This window comes from Pseudoduganella ginsengisoli (assembly GCF_009720865.1).
In the GTDB taxonomy this organism is placed as follows: domain Bacteria; phylum Pseudomonadota; class Gammaproteobacteria; order Burkholderiales; family Burkholderiaceae_D; genus Rugamonas; species Rugamonas ginsengisoli.
Window position 1 is genome coordinate 54,814 of record NZ_WNLA01000027.1, and the last position, 19,273, is coordinate 74,086.

The 19,273-nt window shown below is 60.5% G+C and carries 19 protein-coding genes and 1 rRNA gene; 4 read left to right on the forward strand and 16 right to left on the reverse strand.

The genetic code is table 11. The annotated features are described in order from the left end of the window. Nucleotides 1-23: 23 nt before the first annotated feature. Nucleotides 24-923 (reverse strand): LysR family transcriptional regulator, encoded by a 900-nt coding sequence (locus tag GM668_RS26550; protein WP_155441987.1) that lies wholly within the window; start codon nucleotides 921-923, stop codon nucleotides 24-26. Between the two features lie 95 nt (nucleotides 924-1,018). On the opposite strand from GM668_RS26550, the gene GM668_RS26555 reads away from it, so the two are divergent. Beyond that, the gene (locus GM668_RS26555; RefSeq protein ID WP_155441988.1) at nucleotides 1,019-2,008 is read left to right on the forward strand and encodes an NAD-dependent epimerase/dehydratase family protein; all 990 of its coding nucleotides are present in this window, start codon (nucleotides 1,019-1,021) and stop codon (nucleotides 2,006-2,008) included. Between the two features lie 25 nt (nucleotides 2,009-2,033). On the opposite strand, the gene GM668_RS26560 is transcribed toward GM668_RS26555, so the two are convergent. From GM668_RS26560 to GM668_RS26580, 5 genes are all read right to left on the reverse strand, one after another. Further along, entirely contained in the window at nucleotides 2,034-2,159 is a 126-nt protein-coding gene (locus GM668_RS26560; protein ID WP_155441989.1) for a DUF2474 domain-containing protein, read from the reverse strand. Then, complete coding sequence (cydB, locus tag GM668_RS26565; protein WP_155441990.1) at nucleotides 2,159-3,166, reverse strand: cytochrome d ubiquinol oxidase subunit II; 1,008 nt, start codon at nucleotides 3,164-3,166, stop codon at nucleotides 2,159-2,161. Before cydB ends, GM668_RS26560 begins: the two co-directional genes overlap by 1 nt. A 1-nt stretch (nucleotide 3,167) precedes the next feature. Beyond that, nucleotides 3,168-4,601, reverse strand: a complete 1,434-nt coding sequence (locus GM668_RS26570) for a cytochrome ubiquinol oxidase subunit I (RefSeq protein WP_155441991.1) — start codon at nucleotides 4,599-4,601, stop codon at nucleotides 3,168-3,170. Between the two features lie 536 nt (nucleotides 4,602-5,137). Further along, entirely contained in the window at nucleotides 5,138-5,758 is a 621-nt protein-coding gene (locus GM668_RS26575) for an Hpt domain-containing protein (RefSeq protein ID WP_155441992.1), read from the reverse strand. An 83-nt stretch (nucleotides 5,759-5,841) separates the two neighbouring features. Next, nucleotides 5,842-6,792 carry a CAP domain-containing protein gene (locus GM668_RS26580; protein WP_155441993.1) on the reverse strand — a complete coding sequence of 317 codons (951 nt, stop codon included), beginning with the start codon at nucleotides 6,790-6,792 and terminating at the stop codon, nucleotides 5,842-5,844. 131 nt (nucleotides 6,793-6,923) lie between these two features. Between GM668_RS26580 and pssA the strand changes: the two genes are divergently transcribed. Next, entirely contained in the window at nucleotides 6,924-7,709 is a 786-nt protein-coding gene (pssA, locus tag GM668_RS26585; RefSeq protein WP_155441994.1) for a CDP-diacylglycerol--serine O-phosphatidyltransferase, read from the forward strand. Here pssA and GM668_RS26590 read toward each other — a convergent pair whose 3' ends face one another. After that, nucleotides 7,710-8,633, reverse strand: coding sequence for an aldo/keto reductase (locus GM668_RS26590; protein ID WP_229499945.1), 924 nt, complete (start codon nucleotides 8,631-8,633; stop codon nucleotides 7,710-7,712). Nucleotides 8,634-8,820: 187 nt separating this feature from the next. Here GM668_RS26590 and GM668_RS26595 point away from each other — a divergent pair, with 187 nt between their 5' ends. Beyond that, nucleotides 8,821-10,182 carry an EAL and HDOD domain-containing protein gene (locus GM668_RS26595; RefSeq protein ID WP_170305854.1) on the forward strand — a complete coding sequence of 454 codons (1,362 nt, stop codon included), beginning with the start codon at nucleotides 8,821-8,823 and terminating at the stop codon, nucleotides 10,180-10,182. 1 nt (nucleotide 10,183) lies between these two features. On the opposite strand, the gene GM668_RS26600 is transcribed toward GM668_RS26595, so the two are convergent. From GM668_RS26600 to GM668_RS26640, 9 genes are all read right to left on the reverse strand, one after another. Then, nucleotides 10,184-11,332 carry a D-alanyl-D-alanine carboxypeptidase family protein gene (locus tag GM668_RS26600; protein WP_155441995.1) on the reverse strand — a complete coding sequence of 383 codons (1,149 nt, stop codon included), beginning with the start codon at nucleotides 11,330-11,332 and terminating at the stop codon, nucleotides 10,184-10,186. Nucleotides 11,333-11,379: 47 nt separating this feature from the next. After that, nucleotides 11,380-12,063: an alpha/beta hydrolase gene (locus GM668_RS26605; RefSeq protein WP_371868784.1), complete on the reverse strand. Its 684-nt coding sequence runs from the start codon at nucleotides 12,061-12,063 to the stop codon at nucleotides 11,380-11,382. Between the two features lie 4 nt (nucleotides 12,064-12,067). Continuing rightward, nucleotides 12,068-12,391: a (2Fe-2S) ferredoxin domain-containing protein gene (locus GM668_RS26610; RefSeq protein WP_155442010.1), complete on the reverse strand. Its 324-nt coding sequence runs from the start codon at nucleotides 12,389-12,391 to the stop codon at nucleotides 12,068-12,070. A 56-nt stretch (nucleotides 12,392-12,447) separates the two neighbouring features. Next, a complete protein-coding gene (locus tag GM668_RS26615; protein WP_155442011.1) occupies nucleotides 12,448-13,590 on the reverse strand; it encodes a VanZ family protein in 1,143 nt (380 codons plus the stop codon). Between the two features lie 6 nt (nucleotides 13,591-13,596). After that, a complete protein-coding gene (locus tag GM668_RS26620) occupies nucleotides 13,597-14,205 on the reverse strand; it encodes an ABC-type transport auxiliary lipoprotein family protein (RefSeq protein WP_155441996.1) in 609 nt (202 codons plus the stop codon). Nucleotides 14,206-14,316: 111 nt separating this feature from the next. Further along, on the reverse strand, nucleotides 14,317-15,261 hold the full coding sequence (locus tag GM668_RS26625; protein WP_155441997.1) for an MlaD family protein: 945 nt from the start codon (nucleotides 15,259-15,261) through the stop codon (nucleotides 14,317-14,319). Between the two features lie 2 nt (nucleotides 15,262-15,263). Next, the gene (locus GM668_RS26630) at nucleotides 15,264-16,118 is read right to left on the reverse strand and encodes an ABC transporter ATP-binding protein (RefSeq protein ID WP_155441998.1); all 855 of its coding nucleotides are present in this window, start codon (nucleotides 16,116-16,118) and stop codon (nucleotides 15,264-15,266) included. Beyond that, nucleotides 16,118-17,230 carry an MlaE family ABC transporter permease gene (locus GM668_RS26635; RefSeq protein ID WP_155441999.1) on the reverse strand — a complete coding sequence of 371 codons (1,113 nt, stop codon included), beginning with the start codon at nucleotides 17,228-17,230 and terminating at the stop codon, nucleotides 16,118-16,120. Before GM668_RS26635 ends, GM668_RS26630 begins: the two co-directional genes overlap by 1 nt. A gap of 93 nt (nucleotides 17,231-17,323) precedes the next feature. Beyond that, nucleotides 17,324-18,805, reverse strand: a complete 1,482-nt coding sequence (locus GM668_RS26640) for a B12-binding domain-containing radical SAM protein (RefSeq protein ID WP_155442000.1) — start codon at nucleotides 18,803-18,805, stop codon at nucleotides 17,324-17,326. 396 nt (nucleotides 18,806-19,201) lie between these two features. On the opposite strand from GM668_RS26640, the gene GM668_RS26645 reads away from it, so the two are divergent. Next, nucleotides 19,202-19,273: ribosomal RNA gene (locus GM668_RS26645) — 16S ribosomal RNA — on the forward strand; the annotation flags it as partial.

Genomic DNA, 19,273 nt, shown 5'->3' on the forward strand with positions numbered 1-19,273 from the left:
CAGCATACAAAAAAAATCCACGGTCACGCCAAATAAGCCTGCAATCCTGCCGCCAGCGCATCGAATACCACCCGGCAGCGGGGGCTGTTGCGCAAGTCTTCATGCATGGCGATCCACGTATCGAGGCGCAGCGACAAGGCTTGCGGCAGTACGCGCACCAGGGCCGGAGCGCGGCGGGCCAGCGGCGCCTGGCAAAAACCGATACCGGCGCCGGTGCGTATCATGGCCAGCTGCGCGAGGTCGCTGTCGGTGCGGATGGAAAAGACGTCGCGGCTGAAATCGGGCAGCGCAGCCAGCGCCTTGCGGATGAACGGCGTAACCTGGTCAAATCCAATGACCGTGTGGTGCTCCAGGTCTTCGATACGTACCGGCGTGCCTTGGCGCTGCAAATAATCCGCGCGGGCATGCAAGCCCAGTTCCACGCTGCCGACATGACGTGCAATCAATTGGCCCTGTTTGGGCGGCGTCATGCGCACGGCAATGTCGGCTTCCCGCTGCAATAAATCATGTACTCGGCTCGACAACATCAGCTCAATTTTTAACGCCGGATGCTGTTCGCGCAGCGCCGCCACGATGGGCGGCAATACTTCCACGCCGATGATTTCACTGGCGGTGACGCGCACGACGCCCTTAGTTTCCCCATTATCGCCGACGCCTTCACCAGAGGCGGCCCGCTCCAGCGCCGCCGCCGTGCTGGCCATGGCTTCCGCGTGCGGTTGCAGCGCGCGCGCCGCATCGGTAGGCAGCAAGCCAGCCTGCGAGCGCGTGAACAGCACCAGGTTCAACGCTTTTTCCAGCGCCGCGATATGGCGGCCCACGGTGGGCTGTGTAATCCCCAGCGCGCGGGCGGCGCCGGACAGCGATCCTTCCGTCAACACGCCGAGGAAGGCGCGATACCACTCCCATTCAATTGGCTGCTTCATACATTTTTGTATAGCTGCTTGTCTATGTTCGCCAATTTTAATTGAATCGGGTTCCCGCTACGCTGTCACCCATCAACTCAAACACGGAGGTTGCAATGAAAACAGTACTGGTCCTGGGCGCAAGCGGTGGTGTCGGTGGTGAAGTGGCGCGCCAGATGGTTGACGCGGGATGGACGGTCAAAGCGCTGAAGCGGGGCATGGCGCAGGCATCCGAACAGCGCGGCGGCATGCTGTGGCTGAATGGCGATGCACTGAATGCCGCTGACGTGGCGCATGCGGCGCAAGGCTGCAGCGTCATCGTGCATGCCGTGAATCCGCCCGGTTACCGCAACTGGGGGAAACTGGTGCTGCCGATGGTGGACAACACCATTGCCGCGGCCCGCCGCACGGGGGCGCTGGTGGTGTTGCCGGGCACCGTGTACAACTATGGCCCGGATGCGTTCCCGTCCGTGACGGAACAGTCGCCGCAACATCCGGCCACCCGCAAAGGGGCGATCCGGGTGCAGATGGAACAGCGTTTGCGCGAGTATACGCAGCAGGGCGGCCGCGTGCTGGTGGTGCGGGCCGGAGATTTCTTTGGGCCGCAAGTGGGCAATAGCTGGTTTGCGCAAGGCTTGCTGAAACCGGGGCAGCCTGTCGCCAGCGTCAGCAACCCTGGCGATGCGGGCGTCGGCCACCAGTGGGCCTATCTGCCCGATGTGGCGCGCACCATGCTGGCGCTGATCGACAGGCGCAATGAACTGGAACCGTTCGCCGCGTTCCACATGGGCGGGCACTGGGATGCGGATGGCACGGCGATGCTGACAGCGATCCAGCGCGTGGTGGTGCGTCACGGCGGCAAGGAACCGGCCATCCGCGCACTGCCGTGGTGGCTGTTGAAAATCGCCTCGCCGTTCGTGGCGACGTTGCGCGAATTATTGGAAATGCGCTACCTGTGGTGCCAGCCGGTGCGCATGGACAACGCCAGGCTGGTGGCCACGCTGGGCTATGAGCCGCACACGCCACTGGACGAAGCTGTCGAGGCGACGTTGCAGGGGCTTGGGTGTCTGCCGCACGCTCCGCTTGCAGCGCTGGCGCATGCTTGACGCAGCATGGGGTGTAGGGCTCTCTCTACCGTCCCAGGCCAGCTGCATGCATCAGCCAGCGCATGGCTAATGCGGCCAGCCCCAGCGCACCCACGCTGAGGCACCAGATCAGCGCCAGCCAGCCCAATCGTTTCAGCCACAAGGTGCGCATCAGTGATATCCGTCCCCAATGCGCACTTTGCCGCGGAATACGTAATACGACCATACGGTATAGGCAAGGATGACGGGAATGACCAGCAGCGCGCCCACTAGTGCGAAGCCCTGGCTTTGCGAAGGCGCGGCTGCTTGCCAGATCGAGATTTCCGGCGGCACGATGTGTGGCCACACGCTGATGCCCAGCCCCGTATAACCGAGGAAGATCAGGGCCAGCGTGTAAATGAACGGTTGCCGGTCCTTGCGCCCGCCCAGTGCGCGCAGCAGCCGCCACGCGCACACGGCTACCAGCAGCGGTACCGGTGCAAACCACAGCAAGTTGGGGAACGAGAACCAGCGCGCGGCAATACGGGCGTCGATCAGCGGCGTCCAGATGCTGATGACGGCAATGGCCGCCAGCAGCGCCCACACGAGATGGCGCGTGATGCGGTAAGCGTGTTCCTGCAATGCGCCTTCGGTTTTCATGATCAGCCACGTGCTGCCCAGCAGCGCATAGGCCGCCAGCAGCCCCGCGCCGCAAAACAAGGCGAACGGCGAAATCCAGTCCAGCGGCCCGCCCGCGAAGGCGCGGCCATGGATGGGAAAGCCCTGGATGTACGCGCCCAGTGACACGCCCTGGAAAAACGTGGCAGCGACGGAGCCGCCGATAAATGCCTTGTCCCAGAAGTGGCGTTCATGGTCCAGCGCCTTGAAGCGGAATTCAAAAGCCACGCCCCGGAAGACCAGGCCGACCAGCATGAAGATCAGCGGCAAATACAGCGCGCTGAGGATAACGGCATAGGCGAACGGGAAAGCCGCCAGCAAACCGGCGCCGCCCAGGACCAGCCAGGTTTCATTGCCATCCCAGACCGGCGCCACCGTGTTCATGATGGCATCCCGCTCGTGGCGGTCCGGGAAGCATGGGTACAGGATGCCGATGCCGAGATCGAAGCCATCCATGACGATGTACATCATGATGCCGAACAGGATGATGATGGCCCAGATGATGGAAAGGTCGATGCCCATGTCAATGTTCCTCCAGCGCGGCGTCATCGCGGTCCGATTTGCGTGCCGCGGACAGTGGCCGCGCCGGTGTGCCCGGCTGTCCGGGACCACCGGTGTCCGGCTGCGCGCCCTCATTGGTGGCGGGGCCTTTACGGATCAGCCGCAGCAGGTAAGCGATGCCGGTACCGAACACGGCGGCGTACACTGCGATGAAGATCGCCAGCGTCGTACCCAGTTCCGCTGCGCCGTGCGGCGATACCGCATCGGCGGTGCGCATCAGGCCATACACGACCCACGGCTGGCGGCCCACTTCCGTCGTGAACCAGCCGGCGAGGATGGCGAACAGGCCCGCAGGTCCCATGCCGGCAGCAAAGCGCAAGAAAGTCTTGTTGCTCCACACAGTGCCGCGCCAGCGCAGCAGCAGGCCGGTTAGGCCCAGAAAAATCATCAGCACACCCAATCCCACCATGATGCGGAAGGACCAGAACACCACGGTGGAATTGGGCCGGTCACGCGGAGCGAAATCTTTCAGCGCAGGGATGTCGCCATCGAGGCTGTGGGTGAGGATGAGGCTGCCCAGCCGGGGGATTTCCACCTTGTAGCGGGTTTGTTCCCGCTCCATATCCGGCCAGCCAAACACGATCAGCGGTACGCCTGCTCCCGGTGCGCCATGCTGCCAATGGCCTTCCATGGCGGCGATTTTGGCAGGCTGGTGCTTCAGCGTATTCAAGCCGTGTGCATCGCCGACCATTGCCTGGATGGGCGCCACGATGGCCACCATCCACAGCGCCATCATGAACATCTTGCGGACCGCCGGGTTGTCCGTGCCCCGCAACAAATGCCACGCGGCGGCCCCGCCCACCATCAATGCCGTGGCGAGGAAGGCAGCCACGCTCATGTGGACGAGACGGTATGGGAACGAAGGATTGAAGATGACGGCCAGCCAGTCTGTCGGCGCCACGCGGCCATCGATGATGGCGTAGCCTTGCGGCGTTTGCATCCAGCTGTTCGATGCAAGAATCCACGTGGCAGACACCAGCGTGCCCAGCGCCACCATGGCGGTCGCCATGAAGTGCAAGGCCGGCCCCACGCGGTTCCAGCCAAACAGCATGACGCCGAGGAAGCCTGCTTCCAGGAAAAACGCCGTCAGTACTTCATAGGCCAGCAGCGGCCCCGTGATGGAACCGGCGTAATCGGAATAGACACTCCAGTTGGTGCCGAACTGGTACGCCATGACAAGGCCGGACACGACGCCCATGCCGAAATTGACGGCAAAAATTTTCGACCAGAAATGGTACAGGTCGCGGTACACGCTGCGGCCCGTGCGCAGCCAGCACGCTTCCAGCACGACAAGGTAACTGGCCAGCCCGATCGTGATGGCGGGGAAAATGATATGGAATGAAATCGTCAAGCCGAACTGGATGCGCGCCAGCTCCAGCGCCGTCAAGCCCCACATATGGCCTCCCTTGTTGATGCATTGGATTCTCTGGGAAGCAATGCAAGGCGAACAGGTACAGGTTGGCGATTATGCGGCCATATCAGATGAACGGCGCTACGTTGCCTTGCCGATGTCATTTCTTTATCACTGCTATCATTTTTTCCATTTCAATTTAAAGATTTTTTCTCCCTCTGTAGAGACGGAAATTTGTGTGGAAGTGTGAGGCAACACACACAAGACGCCCTGTAGCCACGCGGCAATCCTGCTATTATGGGTTCAGGCAATGTGCACTTTTGCCATGCAGAATCTGTGTCTGAAAAGGGGAAATCCGTGGAGCCGCTACAGAATAATCCGCCCGACGATGCAAGCGCGATGCCGCCTCCAATGGCGCGCCGAGTGGACACCCGGCAGTCGTTGCCGGCGAAAGGTTTTTGCTGGTATTGCGACCGGCCGGTAGATAGCGTGAAACGCTTCTGCGGCAAAGAGTGTCACGACGCTTTTGACGAAGAAGACGAATACACAAAATAACGCAGTACAGTGACTGCAAGCGTGCGCTAGCCGGCCAATGCCGGCTGCAGCGCAGCCAGCGCACCTTCAAAATCGAACTGGTGCGCGGCAGACGCTACCTCCTGAAACTTCGCCACCCCCAGGCACGACGCCAGTTCCGTGGCGGATTGTTCCAGCACATCGATTGCATCGCCATTTCCCTCGTCGAGCAGCAATGCCAGCCGCGCCAGCAGCGCGCGGTGCTCCGGCGTGGCCGGTGCACACGCTTGGCAGGCAACGCCGGGGCCATCCACTGTGTCTTGCAGGTAGGCGTCCAGCACGCGCAGCAAGCCGGCCAGGGCGGCGTCCAACAATTCCAGGCTCGCCTGCACTTCCAGTCCTGCAGACAGGAAACCCCGTTCCGTCATCAGGGCCAATTGCTGCAATTCCTGTGCGCCGATCATGCCGGCGGCGCCTTTCAGGCTGTGAATGTGGCGCTGCGCTCCTTCCGTATCGCCTTGCGCCAGCGCTTGCCTTACCTGGCCCGTCACGTGCTGGTAATCCTGGCGGAAGCGGCGCAGCATTTGCATGTACAGGCGCTGGTCGCCCATCAGGCGCTCCAGTCCTTCCTCGGCATTGAGGATGTGCTGTATGGCAGGTGATTCGCCGGGATCGGCGTAAGTAGTCATTCCAGTCTCGCGCGTCGTGTCTGAATGGATGTCTGATACAACACGATAGCAGACCGGTGCCCGTTGGTGCATCGCAACGGCGATTATCTTGTTGTAAAAGACCAATTGAGGCTGACGGCTATACCGTCGACGGTGCCGGTAAACGTGACGTCATGGACAGTATTGGATTTCAAGACGGCCAGCGGGATGATGGCGGCGGCGGATTTCGGCGTGTGGCTGTCCGCCGCATTCGATAGCAGGCGCGTGGGCAAATCCGCTCCGCCCCGCTGGCGCACGGTGAACGTTTGCACGGTGACAGTCGACGTGACGTCGCCATGGACGCTGATCGGATAGCCGACTTCATTCCGGTCCGGCACGGGGTCCGGCGCTTCACTGTCGCTGAAGAAGTTCGTGGGCACCATGGTCTGGCTGGTGGCCGGGTAGTGCGCCACGTTGCCCCGTCCGACACCAGGACCATAGCCGCCGCTGGCCGCGAAGTCTGCCGTGAAATACGTGTAATTGTTGCTGGTGGCGGCGCCTGCGCCCATATCGCGAAACGCCGGTTCGAAAATCACGAAGCGGTGGTAAATCGCGCCGATCAACTCTTCCGCGTGATAAAAGCCGGAAGTCTGGCCAGCGGCGGAAATCACTTCGCCATAGACATAGCTGCCGGTGAGGCGGTAACCGGCTGCCGTCAGCCGCTGCGGCAAGGTGGCGCCCGTATAACCAGGATTGCCCTGTGTCTGTTCGTGCGTGATGGTGTTGTTCAGGCGCTGGTAATCGGAATGCCCTTGCGCGGCGGTTTCGATCAGGGCATTGCGCGCCAGGAATGACAAACCCACTTGCTGGCGGCGGAAGTTAATCCAGTTATAGCCATCGGTAGCGGCGTCCCCTGTTTGCACAGGGGCGCCCGGGGCTTGGGGAATAACAGTGGGTGTAGGCGTGGCGGTGCTGGCCGTACCATTACCGCCGCCGCTGCCGCCGCCACAGGCAGCCAGCGTGGCGCACAGTATCGCAGCCAGCAGCAAGGGTTTGCACCGGAGTGTCGCGTCCATGATGGCCTCCTTGTCTTGATTTTAAGCCAGTGCTCTACCAGGACGACGCAGCTTACGTTTGTTACAAATCAAGACGGGCTTATACGGCACGGTAAAATAAGCGGATAACAACCTTAGCGATTCGTAACTAGATGACTTTACCCAAGCGGCGCTTACAGCGCGCCAAGTTTGCTTTGCCCAGCTTTGTCACGTTGCTGTCGATTGCCTGCGGTTTTGGCAGCATCGTCATTTCCGTCGACAATGCCTATATCGGCGATGCGCACGATTACCAAATGGCGGCCGCGCTGCTGGTGCTGGCCGGCGTCTTCGATGCGCTGGACGGTTTTGTCGCCCGCGCCACGGGCACCAGTTCAGAGTTCGGCGTGCAGCTCGATTCCATTGCCGACGTAATGAACTTTGGCTGCGCACCTGCCGTGCTGCTGTATTGCTATGGCTTTGTGCTGCTGGGACAGGATCACGCGCAATTGCTGCGTATCGGCGGCATTGCCAGCTTTATTTTTGTCGCTTGCGGGGCGCTGCGCCTGGCCCGTTTCAACGTCATGGTGGGACGCACGGACCCGAAATTCTTTGTGGGGATGCCGATTACTGCCGGCGCCGCCTGCGTGGCATCGGCCGTCGTCGCGTGGCCGGAACCCGCTACCACGGCGCTGCATGGCTATTTGATTGTGCTGCTGTTGCTGGTGGTGGGTTTCCTGATGGTGTCTACCATCCGTTTCCCCAGCTCCAAACAAAAGAAAAGCAAAGCCGCGCTGGTGGTGCTGGTGGCTTGCCTGGCGCTGTTCGCCTGGCTGACGACGTCGTTCTTTGCCCTGTTCTTCGTCGTGTACGTGATCGGCACGCTGGCGCTGAATTTGGCGTGGAAATCGGGATGGAAGGGGATTGCTCCTCCCATCGTGTACGGTAACGAAGACCTGTAATTACGCCACTTCGTGGCCGCGCGCCGCGCGCAGGATTTCAAACCACTGCGTGCGGCTCAGCGTGAATTCCGTGGCTTCCACGGCTTCCGCAATGGCGGCAATCCGCCCGGAGCCCGTCAGCGGCACGGGACGGCAAGGCAATTGCATAATCCACGCAAACACGACCGAGGCGAACGGGCGCTGCACGTCATCGGCCACGCGCTGGATCACCGCGCGCAGGCGCTCGCCCGCAGCATCACCGCCAGAGAACAGGCGGCCGCCACCCAGCGGCGACCAGATCATCGGCGCCACGCCCAGGTCCTGCAAGCCATCAAACGTTTCATCAAACATCGGCGCCAGGTGCAGCGGCGAGAATTCCACCTGGTTCGTTGCCAGCGCAATGCGGCGGTTCAGCGCTTCAAACTGGTGGCGGCTGAAGTTCGACACGCCGAAGTGTTTGACCTTGCCCTGTTCACGCAGGCGGGTGAAGGCGCCGGCGATGTCATCGAAATCCATCAGCGGATCGGGGCGGTGGATCAGCAGCAAATCCAGGTAATCCGTGCGCAGCGCGCGCAGCGACGTTTCCACGGAGGCGGCAATGTGCGCCGCTGATGTATCGTAGTGCTGGATGGTGTGGGAAGGATGCTTGGCCGACAGCAGCTTGATGCCGCATTTGCTGACGATTTGCATGCTGTCGCGCAGCGAAGGTTTTAACGCCAGCGCTTCGCCAAACAGCGTTTCCACGCCATAGTCGCCATAAATATCCGCATGGTCGAAACTCGTCACGCCCAGTGCCAGGCATTGTTCGATCAATTCCAGCCGCTGCGCCGGCGCCATGTCCCATTCCGTCATCCGCCACATGCCCGCGACTATGCGCGACAGCTGCAAACCTCCTGCATACGTGGTGATGGCCGGGGCGGATAAATCAGTGCGGTGGGTGGTCATGGTGTCGTCCGTATTGGTGTCGTGATGGTAGCGCTACAGCCTGCTGATTATACGGTGGCCAAGGCAGTGTTGCATCAGCCCGCCGGCGTGCTAATTTTTTCAGCAATAAGTGTTTCCCGAATGGATTTCCCATGTATCATTTTTCTGCGGGTTTCCATCAGCAAGCTTGGCAGCGGGAGGTGTGGCCGTGGGTCTATTCTCGTTTTTGAACAATAAGGCAGAGGACGAAGATGAAGGCCCGGCGCCCCAGGCGCGCGCTCCCATCCCTACCGCGGCGCCTACCGCAGCACCTTCGGCGGCCCCTGCCGGAACGGATACGGCATTGAGCTATGCCGATGCGGACGCCATGCTGTTCCGCGAAGAAATCGTCGATAAAAAACACCGGCTGTGCGGCTACCGCTTTACGTTCCAGGCTGGCGGCAAGCGCCCCAAACCGACGGAATATGCGTTCTTTGAAGCGCTGGAAGCCATCGAATTGAAGGAATTTACGACGCGGCGCATGGCGGCATTGCGCATCAGCGCCGAAGGGATCGATGGGCGCCACCACGCCGGTGTCGTGGCGCCCAATACGCTGTTCATCATCGAGCGCCGTCATCCTTCGTTCGGCCCGATGGAATTGGCTGCGCGGCTGGCTGCACTGAAAAAAGATGGCTGCCATACGGCGCTGGCAGGCGCCAGCCTGTCGCCGGAAGAAGCGCCGCTGCTGCAGCAGGCTGATGCTGTTTTCCTGAATTTGTCCGAATGTTCGCTGCCGCAATTCCAGGCTTTATTGAAGCAATTGCGGGCCGCGTATCCGGCGCTGAAAATCGTCGTGGAAAACGTCAACAGCTGGGATGAACAGCGCATGTGCCTGGCATGGGGCTGTGATTTTTGCATGGGGTATTTCCTCACCACGCCGGACAAGGTCGATCCGGACGCGAAAATCGACCAGAGCCGCCTGACGTCGATCGAGTTACTGAATCTGTTGCGCACGGATGCGGAAGTCAGTGAACTGGTGGACGTGGCCAAGCAAGACCCGGGACTGGCGTTCCAGGTGCTGAAGTGGGCCAACGCGCCGACGACAGGCAATCACGCGAAAATCACCAGCCTGAAGGAAGCGATTATCGTGCTGGGACGTTCGCATCTGTACCGGTGGCTGACGGTGTCGATGTTCCGCCTTGGCAGCAACAATGCGCGCGATGAAGCGCTGCTGGAAGTGGCGCTGCAGCGGGCGCGTTTCCTGGAAATCGTGGCGAACTTGCCGCAGGCGCAGCGCGATGAATTATTCCTTGTCGGCTTGCTGTCGCTGTTCGATATCTTGCTGGGCATGCCAATGTCCGCGATCCTGGACAAGATGCATTTATCGGACGAAGTGCGGGACGTGCTGTTGCGCAGTGACGGGCCATATGGACCGTACCTGATGCTGGCGCTGCAAGTCGAAAAAGGGCAGGTAGGACGCGCGGCGGAAATCGCGCTGGGGCAGGGCATCGATCCCGATACGCTGGGGGAAACGAGTAATGCAGCGTTCCAGTGGGCACAGGAAGCGCTGCATCACTCGATGGACGGCTAGATTACTTCAGCCACAGGCGGACCGAGTCGATCGCGCGGCCAAAGATCGATGCCTGGCCTACCGGCTCCAGCGTCACGACCGGCAATTCCAGCAGCGGCTTGCCATCGACCACCATCTTGACGGAACCCACGCGGGTGTTTTCCGCCAACGGCGCCACCAGCGGATCCTTGCGCTCCAGCTGCGGCTTCATTTTCTGCGCCACGCCTTTCGGCACCGTCACCAGCACGTCTTGCGTGAAGCCGATTTTCACCTTGTTCAGCGAACCTTTCCAGATTTCCGGATTGTCGATCACCTGGCCTTTGCTATACAGCTTGACCGTGTCGAAGTTCTGGAAGCCCCAGTTCAGCAGTTTTTGGCTTTCCGCCGTACGGGCGCCATCCGACGCGGTGCCCAGCACCACGGAAATCAGGCGGCGGTCGCCATTGGTGCCGTTCGGGCGCTTGGCTGATGCGATCATGCAATAACCGGCGGCTTCCGTATGGCCGGTTTTCATACCGTCCACGGTTGGGTCCAGCCACAGCAGGCGGTTGCGGTTAGGCTGCGTGATCTTGTTGTAGGTAAAGCTTTTGACCGAATCGATCTTGTAGAAATCCGGGAAATCCTTGATCACGTGCTTGGCCAGTACGGACAAGTCTTGCGCGGTGGAATAGTTGTCCGGGCTCGGCAAGCCGTGCGGGTTGGCGAAATGCGTGTTGGTCAGCCCCATGCGCTGCGCTTCGCGGTTCATCAGCGTGACGAACGTGCCTTCATCGCCGGCCACGGCTTCCGCCAGGGCGACTGCCGCATCGTTACCCGACTGCACCATCAAGCCGTACAGCAAGTCGTTAATTGACACGGGCGTGGCCGGGTCAATGAACATTTTCGAGCTGCTGGAATCAACTTTCCATGCTTTGACGGATACGTTGACCTTTTGGTCCAGCGTGAGTTTCTTGTCGCGGATGGCCTGGAACGTCACATAGGCCGTCATGATTTTCGTCAGCGATGCCGGTTCCACACGGGCATTCGGGTCTTGCGACGCGATGATCTGGCCGCTCGTCATGTCCAGCAACAGCCAGGATTTGGCCGCGATGGTTGGGGCAGGGATAGTCTGGGCGACTGCGGAAGTCACCAACAGCACACTGGTGGCCAGTGCTGCGAGGTATTTTTTCATGTTGCGGAATACTGGTTGGTGTGAAGAATGGCCGACATTATAGAGGTTCAATCCTCGCCGGAGTCGCTCATTTGGCCGCTTTTGACGTCATTTTCGGCGTCATTTCGCCACAGCGCCTGCACCCACGATTTAATGTGGCCCAGCTTGCGGTGGAAGAAGTGGTCGGCGCCCGGAATCACGATGACGGGAATGTCTTGCGGGCGAACCCAGTCCAGTACCGCCGACAGGGGAATCGTGTCATCCAGCTCACCGTGGACCAGGATTGTGTCGGCCGGGATATCGGCCATCGCCCATTTGCCGGCTGCCGCGCCGACCAGCACCAGGCGCTGGGCAGGGGTGCCCGCCTCCGCCAAACGTTTGGCCAGCTGTGATTGCACATAGGTGCCGAACGAGAAACCGGACAGCGCCACCGGCAAGCCAGGGAACTTTTGCGTCATGTACTGGTACAGCACGCCCATGTCATCCGTTTCACCATGGCCATGGTCATGCACGCCTTCGGACGCGCCCACGCCACGGAAATTGATGCGGGCCACGACGTAGCCGAGGCCGACAAAGGTGCGCATCAGCGTGACGGCGACCTTGTTGTCCATCGTGCCGCCATACAGCGGGTGCGGGTGGGCCACCAGCGCGATACCGCGCGGCGCGGCGCCGTCAAGCGGCATATCGATCATCCCTTCCATCAAGCCGGCGCCGCCGGCAATAGTGAAGCGTTCAGAAGTTTTGTTCAGCATAGGGTCAGATTTTCAGTCGTTCCACGGGCTTGCCGCCCACCAGGTGGGAATCGATGATTTCATCGATATCGGTGGTATCCACATAGGTGTACCACGTGCCTTCCGGGTACACCACCATGACCGGGCCTTCGTCGCAGCGGTCCAGGCAGCCCGCCTGGTTGATGCGGACTTTGCCGTGGCCATTGATGCCCAGTTCCTTGCAGCGCTTTTTCGCGTGTTTTTGCGCGGTTTCCGCGCCATGGTCGCCGCAGCTGTTGCGGCCGTCGTCCCGTTTGTTCATGCAAAAGAACACGTGACGCTCGAAATAGGGTTTGTTGTCGTCGCTCATCATCCGCCTCGCTTATCTTCCAGGCCGCTATGATACCTGTCCCCCGGGCACAGCGCTTATTGCTTGTTCAGCTTATGGGATGGCAACAGCAGGAACCACAGCGCGAAGAATGGCCACATGACGGCCAGGAATTGCGCGGCGCCGTTGAAATTCAAGAATTTCCCTTGTACCCAGCCCTGCAAAGTCGACAGGAAATACGGGTTCAGTGGTGTCGTATTAACAATCAATAAACTCAGCACGATGGTGATGGCGGCCAGCCGCCGCTGCGCCACGTGCGGCGCGAAAACCAGCCCGGACAGCATAATGGCGCCAATCAGGAAGCCGCCCTGGGCGCCCGGCGTGACCCAGACAAACGCATTTTCCGGCGAAAACAGCAGGGCCGTCGCCAGGGATTTCATGACAATGGCGGATGCCACCAGTGCCGCCAGCAGCCACGCGCGCGGTGATGGGCGGCGCGTCAGGCACAGCAGCGTCAGGCCGGCGCCCACCATGCCGCATGCCGTGACGATGGTTTCCGACAGCCAGTACTGTTCCACCGTCAATTCGACGCCGGGCCGCAGCAATTCCACCAGGTCGATACTCATGTCGAGCCATTCCGACATCCAGTCCGACAAGATAGGCAAAATCTGTCCATGCCCGAACAGGAAGCTTTGCGGATAAATTTGCGCCAGCGGCCACAGTCCCATCAGCACCAGTCCCTGGCTCGTATGCTGGACAAACCAGCGCTGCCGCATCCGGTACAGCGGGCTGCCTTCAAGCAGGCGCGTTACCGTCAGCACGCCCAGCAACGCGCCAAACGTAGCGCCGGCCGTGTTGGTATAAAAATCCAGGTTGGACGATACGCGGCTGGGCAAGTACGTCTGCACAGCTTCCATCAGGCCGGAAATAAACGCGCCAGCCAGCGCCGCTACGAGGAAGGCCCACACGCGCCGCACGCGCGGATACAGCGCATACACGATCAGCGTACCCAGCGGGATATAGCCGACCACGTTGATGATCGCGTCAAAGCGCGTCCAGTAGCGGGGCATTGCCGTGTGCTGCAGGAAGATGAAGGGCGACAGGCCCTGGTTATGCCAGCCGGAGAATGGATACCAGCTGGCGTAGACGATCAGCGCCGCATACGCAACGAGGGTGGCGCGCGCCACCGGCGACGGCGCGCGCTGGCGCACTGTCGGTTGCGTGGGGACGGGCTGATTCATCATGTTTTACTGCTGCGGCAATGCGTTCAGCCACACGACGATGTCAGCGGCTATCGCATCGGTGGAGGCGGCCAGTGCGCGGGCGCCGCCTGCCGCGTCGGCGCTGGGCGCGTCGGTGCTGCGGGTAAACGTGCGCTGGTCGACCAGCTTGTGGTTGCGGAACAGCGAAGCGCGCAGCGATACCTGGCCCGTGCTGTGTGTGGCGCTGTCGAAATGCTGGCTGAAATCATCGGCTTCAAGACGCAGCAGCGGCAAGCCCACTGCCGCATCCGTGGTGGCCAGCACCTTGACGCCGGCTTGCGCAATGCGGCCTTTCAGGCGCTGCGACAATAACTGCAGCGGCGTCACGCTCCAGTTATTGTGCGCATAGGGGCGCGCCTGCTGCGCATCGGCATACAGCAGGCGGTACACCATGCGGTTGCTGTCCAGCGAAGCAGGGCCGCTGACGTCCGACACGATCAGCGCGGCAGGCATGGCGGCGGTTTGTGTTGCCTGCACGGCCGGCAGCGGACCCAGGTCATACACGGCAGGCGCGGGCGCTTTCGATGCGCAGGCGCCCAGCAGCAACAGCGGCGTCAGCAAAGTGCTCAGGCGGCGGATGGTTGGGGTGTTCATCGTGAGTCCTCGTATGGTGTCCGGCAGGTATTGCCGGGGCGCTGGCCGCGGCAACCCGCAATGATAACGCTCGCTGCACGGTTCGGCGACATCAGCAGTGGCAAGCGGCAATCAGTGTCTGCCGTCCGGCGCGGCAAATCCCGGTTCGCCCGGTCCTGGCGGCGTCTCCGCATTGCCGAACAAGATGCTTTGCGGCCGTTCGTTCAGCGTATTCATGGCGCGCCGCACGGAGCGCATCGACGAACGGGTTTCATCGGTCAGTGCATTGATATTGGGCAGCGTTTCCAGCTCCACGCCGCCTGCCACGGTTTCCAGCGACAGGCCGACCCGGTCCACCGTGTTATTCAACCGCGCAATGGCGCCATTCGGGCCTTGCAGGCTGGTGGTGATGTTTTTCGCATCGTCCGCCAGCCGGTTGACGGAAGCCAGCGTGCCGTTGGCTTGCTGGACCAGCGCCGGCAGCTTGTCCAGCGCGGGCTGCATTTTCGCAGGCAATTCGCGATAAGCGCGGGCAGTTTCACTGACGTCGCTGAATGCCTGCACCATGGCTTTGCGGTTGTCGTCATCCAGCAAACTGTTCATGCGATCCGCTACTTGTTCCGCTTTCGACAGGATGGCTTTGCCGCGCTTTTCCAGCTGGTCGAACAGGCCAGGCTGCAGCGGAATCAGCGACGGATTTTTCTTGCTGGTGCCCAGCAGCGGAGAGCCGGTCTTTTCGTCATCAAGCTGCACATAGGCGATGCCCGTGACGCCCTGGTAGCCCAGCGTCGCATACGTGGTTTTCGTGACCGGGGTGTCCGGATCGATCGACAGGTGGATCAGGATTTGCCCCGCCACCTTGGCATTGAAGTCGATGTCATCGACCTTGCCCACTTCCAGGCCCCGGTAGCGCACGGCCGCCTGGGGATTAAGGCCGGGGATCGACAGCGTGGTGGCAATCATGTACGGGTCCCGTTCCACGCGGTCGCGGTTGAACCAGATGCCCAGCAAGATGGCTGCCGTCAGCAATGTCAGCGTAAAGAAGCCGGTCATCAGGGCGTGCGATCTGTTTTCCATAGCTACTCCTTGTTCTTCTCATCGAGCGCCGCGAGTGCGCGCTTGCCGCGGCCGCCGAGGAAGAATTCTTTGATAAACGGATGGTCGACTTTGATCACGTCGCGCGTGGGGCCGACGGCGATCACGTGCTTTTCCGCCAGCACGGCGATGCGGGTCGACAGTGCGAATAACGTGTCAAGGTCGTGCGTGACCATCACCACGGTGAGGTTCAATTCACGGTGCAGCGACTTGATAAGGGCAACGAAACTTTCAGACAAATCCGGATCGAGGCCGGCAGTCGGCTCATCGAGGAACAGTAATTGTGGTTCCAGCGCGAGGGCGCGCGCCAGTGCCACGCGCTTGATCATGCCGCCGGAAAGGTCGGCCGGCATCTTGTTCGCATGTTCGGGCCCCAGTCCCACCATGTTCATTTTCAACAGCACGGCGTCGCGGATGACGTCGTCGGGCAGGGTGCGCAATTCACGCAGCGGCTGCGCGATATTGTCGAACACCGTCAAGGCAGAATACAGGGCGCCCTGCTGGAACAGCATGCCCCAGTGGTTACGCAATTGCTGTAAATGTTCGGCGTTGGCTTCACTGATGTCTTCACCAAAGATGCGCACGCACCCCCGCGTGGGGCGCTCCAATCCCAGCATCTGGCGCAGCAGCACGGTTTTACCCGTGCCGGAACCGCCGACAATGGACATGATTTCACCCTGCTCGATGTCGAGGTTCACGTCCTGGTGCACCACCGTGCGGCCAAAGCGGGTGTGCAGGTTCGTGATTTGCACCACGGGTACGCTGCCGTCGAGTGTCAGCTCGCCGCTGCCTTCGGGGCATGCGCACGGGTCTTCAGTGGGTTTGATGTCGTCGTTCATCAGTAACCCACCCCGTTAAAGACAATGGCAAACACGGCATCGGCCAGGATCACGACGGTGATCGCTGTCACGACGGACGTCGTAGTGCCGTGGCCCAGGCTTTCCGTATTCGGCTTGATGCGCAGGCCGAAGTGGCACGACACCAGCGCGATCAGCATGCCGAACACGACGCCTTTACCGAGGCCGATCAGGTAATTCGCCAGCGGCACGGCATCCGGCAATTTTTGTATGAAGTAGCGCGACGATAAATTCAGTTCGATCTTGGCCGAGACCATGCCGCCGATCAGCGCCATGGCGTCGGTCCAGATCACCAGCAATGGCAGCGACATGGCCAGTGCGACGACTTTGGGGAGGATCAGGCGGAAGCCGTGCGATATGCCCATCACCAGCATCGCGTCGAGTTCTTCCGTCACGCGCATGACGCCCAGTTGCGCGGTAATGGCGGACCCGGAGCGGCCTGCCACGAGGATGGCGGCCAGCAGCGGGCCCAGTTCGCGGATGATGCTCATGCCCAGCAAGTTGACGAGGTAAATGTCGCCGCCAAAGGTGCGTAATTGTTGGGCAGACAGGAACGACAGCACGACGCCGATCAAAAAGCCTACCAGGGCCGTGATGCCCAGTGCTTCAAAGCCCGCGTGATAAATATTGGCGGAAATTTCGCGCCAGGGGCCCCGCATCGGGTTGCGGGCAAAGCGGAAGATGTCTTGCGTGACTTGCCCGATCAGCTTCACGAAGCCCAGCAAGTGCTCGAAAAAGCCCATCACGGCGAAGCCCAGCTTCATGACAGACGTCAGGCGGTGCGTGCGCGGGCGCTGTAACTGGAGCCGGCCGGCGCTTTCCAGCCGTTTGAAGAATTCGTCGTGGCCGTCGGCCAGTTTCAGGTTGGCGGGGCGCTTTTTGTCCCACGCGTTCCACAGCATTTGCGCGCCGATGTGGTCCAGCGCGGCGATACCCGTCAAGTCCCAGCGTACGGACTTGCCTTTCGCTTGCTGTAGCGACGCTTGCACGGCTTTGACGGTGTGGCGGTTGGCCAGCGCGTGCACTTGCCATGTCCCGCTGGCAGTAACAACCTCGGGACTGACGTGTAAAGACGGTGCGGGAGGGCTGGGCATAAGCTCAAGTGTAAGGGAGTTTGTTCCCTGGCGCCACTTCGGAGCAATTGCGTGCGGTTACGGCTCGGTTAAGAGCCGTACAGACCCGTTATGTCAAGCTGCCAGGTGGCGCACTTGCCGCTGCGGGGCGGCGGCTTTCGGGGTGTCGTGCGTGTGTTTTTTGCCGGTCGCCACGTCGCTGGCCACCAGCGCTGTCGCTTCGTGCGCATCCATGCCGCGCTGCACCAGCCACTTTTGCACCATGGCCGCCAGGCGGTCCAGCGCGATGCGGTGGGTGGCGTCTGTATTGGCATACAGCCAGTCGGCAAAGGCCATGAAGTGCTCGAACGGTGTGTCGCCTAATAACACGGGCAGGGTATTGGTAAAGCGGCCGGAATTGGCCACCAGGTCCCAATAGCGGGCAAAGCGCACCAGCCGCTGCATGGTGGGGAAGTCGATATGCTGGTTGGCCAGGATGGTGTACGGCGGATGCGGGTCGAACACCATGCCGAATGGCTCCGTATGGCGGATGATGGGCGTGCCGCGCAAGCGCTTCAAAATGCCGAACTGGATTTCGTGCGGGCCCAGCGCCCACAGCTTATTGAAGCCGGCGGCAAAGCTTTCCACGGTTTCGCCGGGCAGGCCGGCAATCAAGTCCACGTGCATGTGGGCCGTCGAGTGGTCGCACAGCCAGCGGATGTTGTCGGCGGCTTTCTGGTTATCTTGCTTGCGGCTGACCAGCGTTTGCACTTCCGGGTTGAAGCTCTGGATGCCGATTTCGAATTGCAGTGCACCGGGCGGGAACTTGCTGATGCCTTCTTTCAGCGCGTCCGGCAAGTGGTCGGGGACCAGTTCAAAGTGGGCATAGACCGGGTCGTCCGGATTCGCGGCCAGCTTATCGAGGAAGAATTGCATGATCTTCAGGCTGGTCTTGATATTCAGGTTGAACGTGCGGTCGACAAACTTGAACAGGCGCGCGCCGCGCTGGTGCAGCGATTCCATCTCGGCCAGGAAGGCGTCAATATTGAATGGCCACGCGGTCTTGTCCAGCGCAGACAGACAGAATTCGCATTTGAACGGGCAGCCGCGCGATGCCTCCACATAAATGGTGCGGTTCTTGATGTCGTCATCCGAATACAGCGAATAGGGCAGCTTGATGTCGGCCAGCGGCGGCTGGTGGCCCGCGTGCACTTTCATGATGGGCTTTGGGCCGTTGAGGATTTCACTGCACAGTTTAGGGAACGTGACGTCGCCCCAGCCCGTGATTACGTAATCGGCCTGTTTGACGATGTCTTGTTCATTGGTTTCGTAGGATACTTCCGGGCCGCCCAAGACTACAGTAACGTGCGGCGCCACGCGCTTGAGCATGCCGACGACTTTATTGGTTTCTTCGACATTCCATATATAGATGCCGAAACCGACAATCTTGGGATGGTGCTGCAGGATGCGCTCGACAATTTCAGTGGTCTTGGCGCCGATAACGAATTCCTGGATTTTGGTTTGCTCCTGCCATTCCCCCATATTGGCCAGCAGGTAGCGCAATCCCAGCGAAGCATGGGTATAGCGGGCATTGAGGGTAGTGAGCAGGATGGTCATGATAAAAACATTAACGGCAAAGGGGATATTTTACCCTTGCCAGACGCTGTTGGCTTCGGCTATAGTTCTGTCCCCGCGCTGCTGAGTACTGCTCGCAGCAAAGGAAAAAGAAACGAGGGGTTGACGATTCAAACGAAATGCCACATAATCTCGCTTCTCTGCTGCTGACGAACACAACGCTTCGTCGATATCGAAAGATCAGCACTTCTTTAAAAACATACAGTCGATAAGTGTGGGCGTTAGATGAGATTTGCCCGGCGCTTGGTTTCTTAACTAAAGCGCTGCAACTCAAATTATTAGTACTAACGCTCGCACAAATATTAAACGTAATCTCGAAAGAGATTCGTCAGTATTTTGAGTGAGTGACCCCAACCGCAAGGTTGGAAAACAGAGATTGAACTGAAGAGTTTGATCCTGGCTCAGATTGAACGCTGGCGGCATGCTTTACACATGCAAGTCGAACGGCAG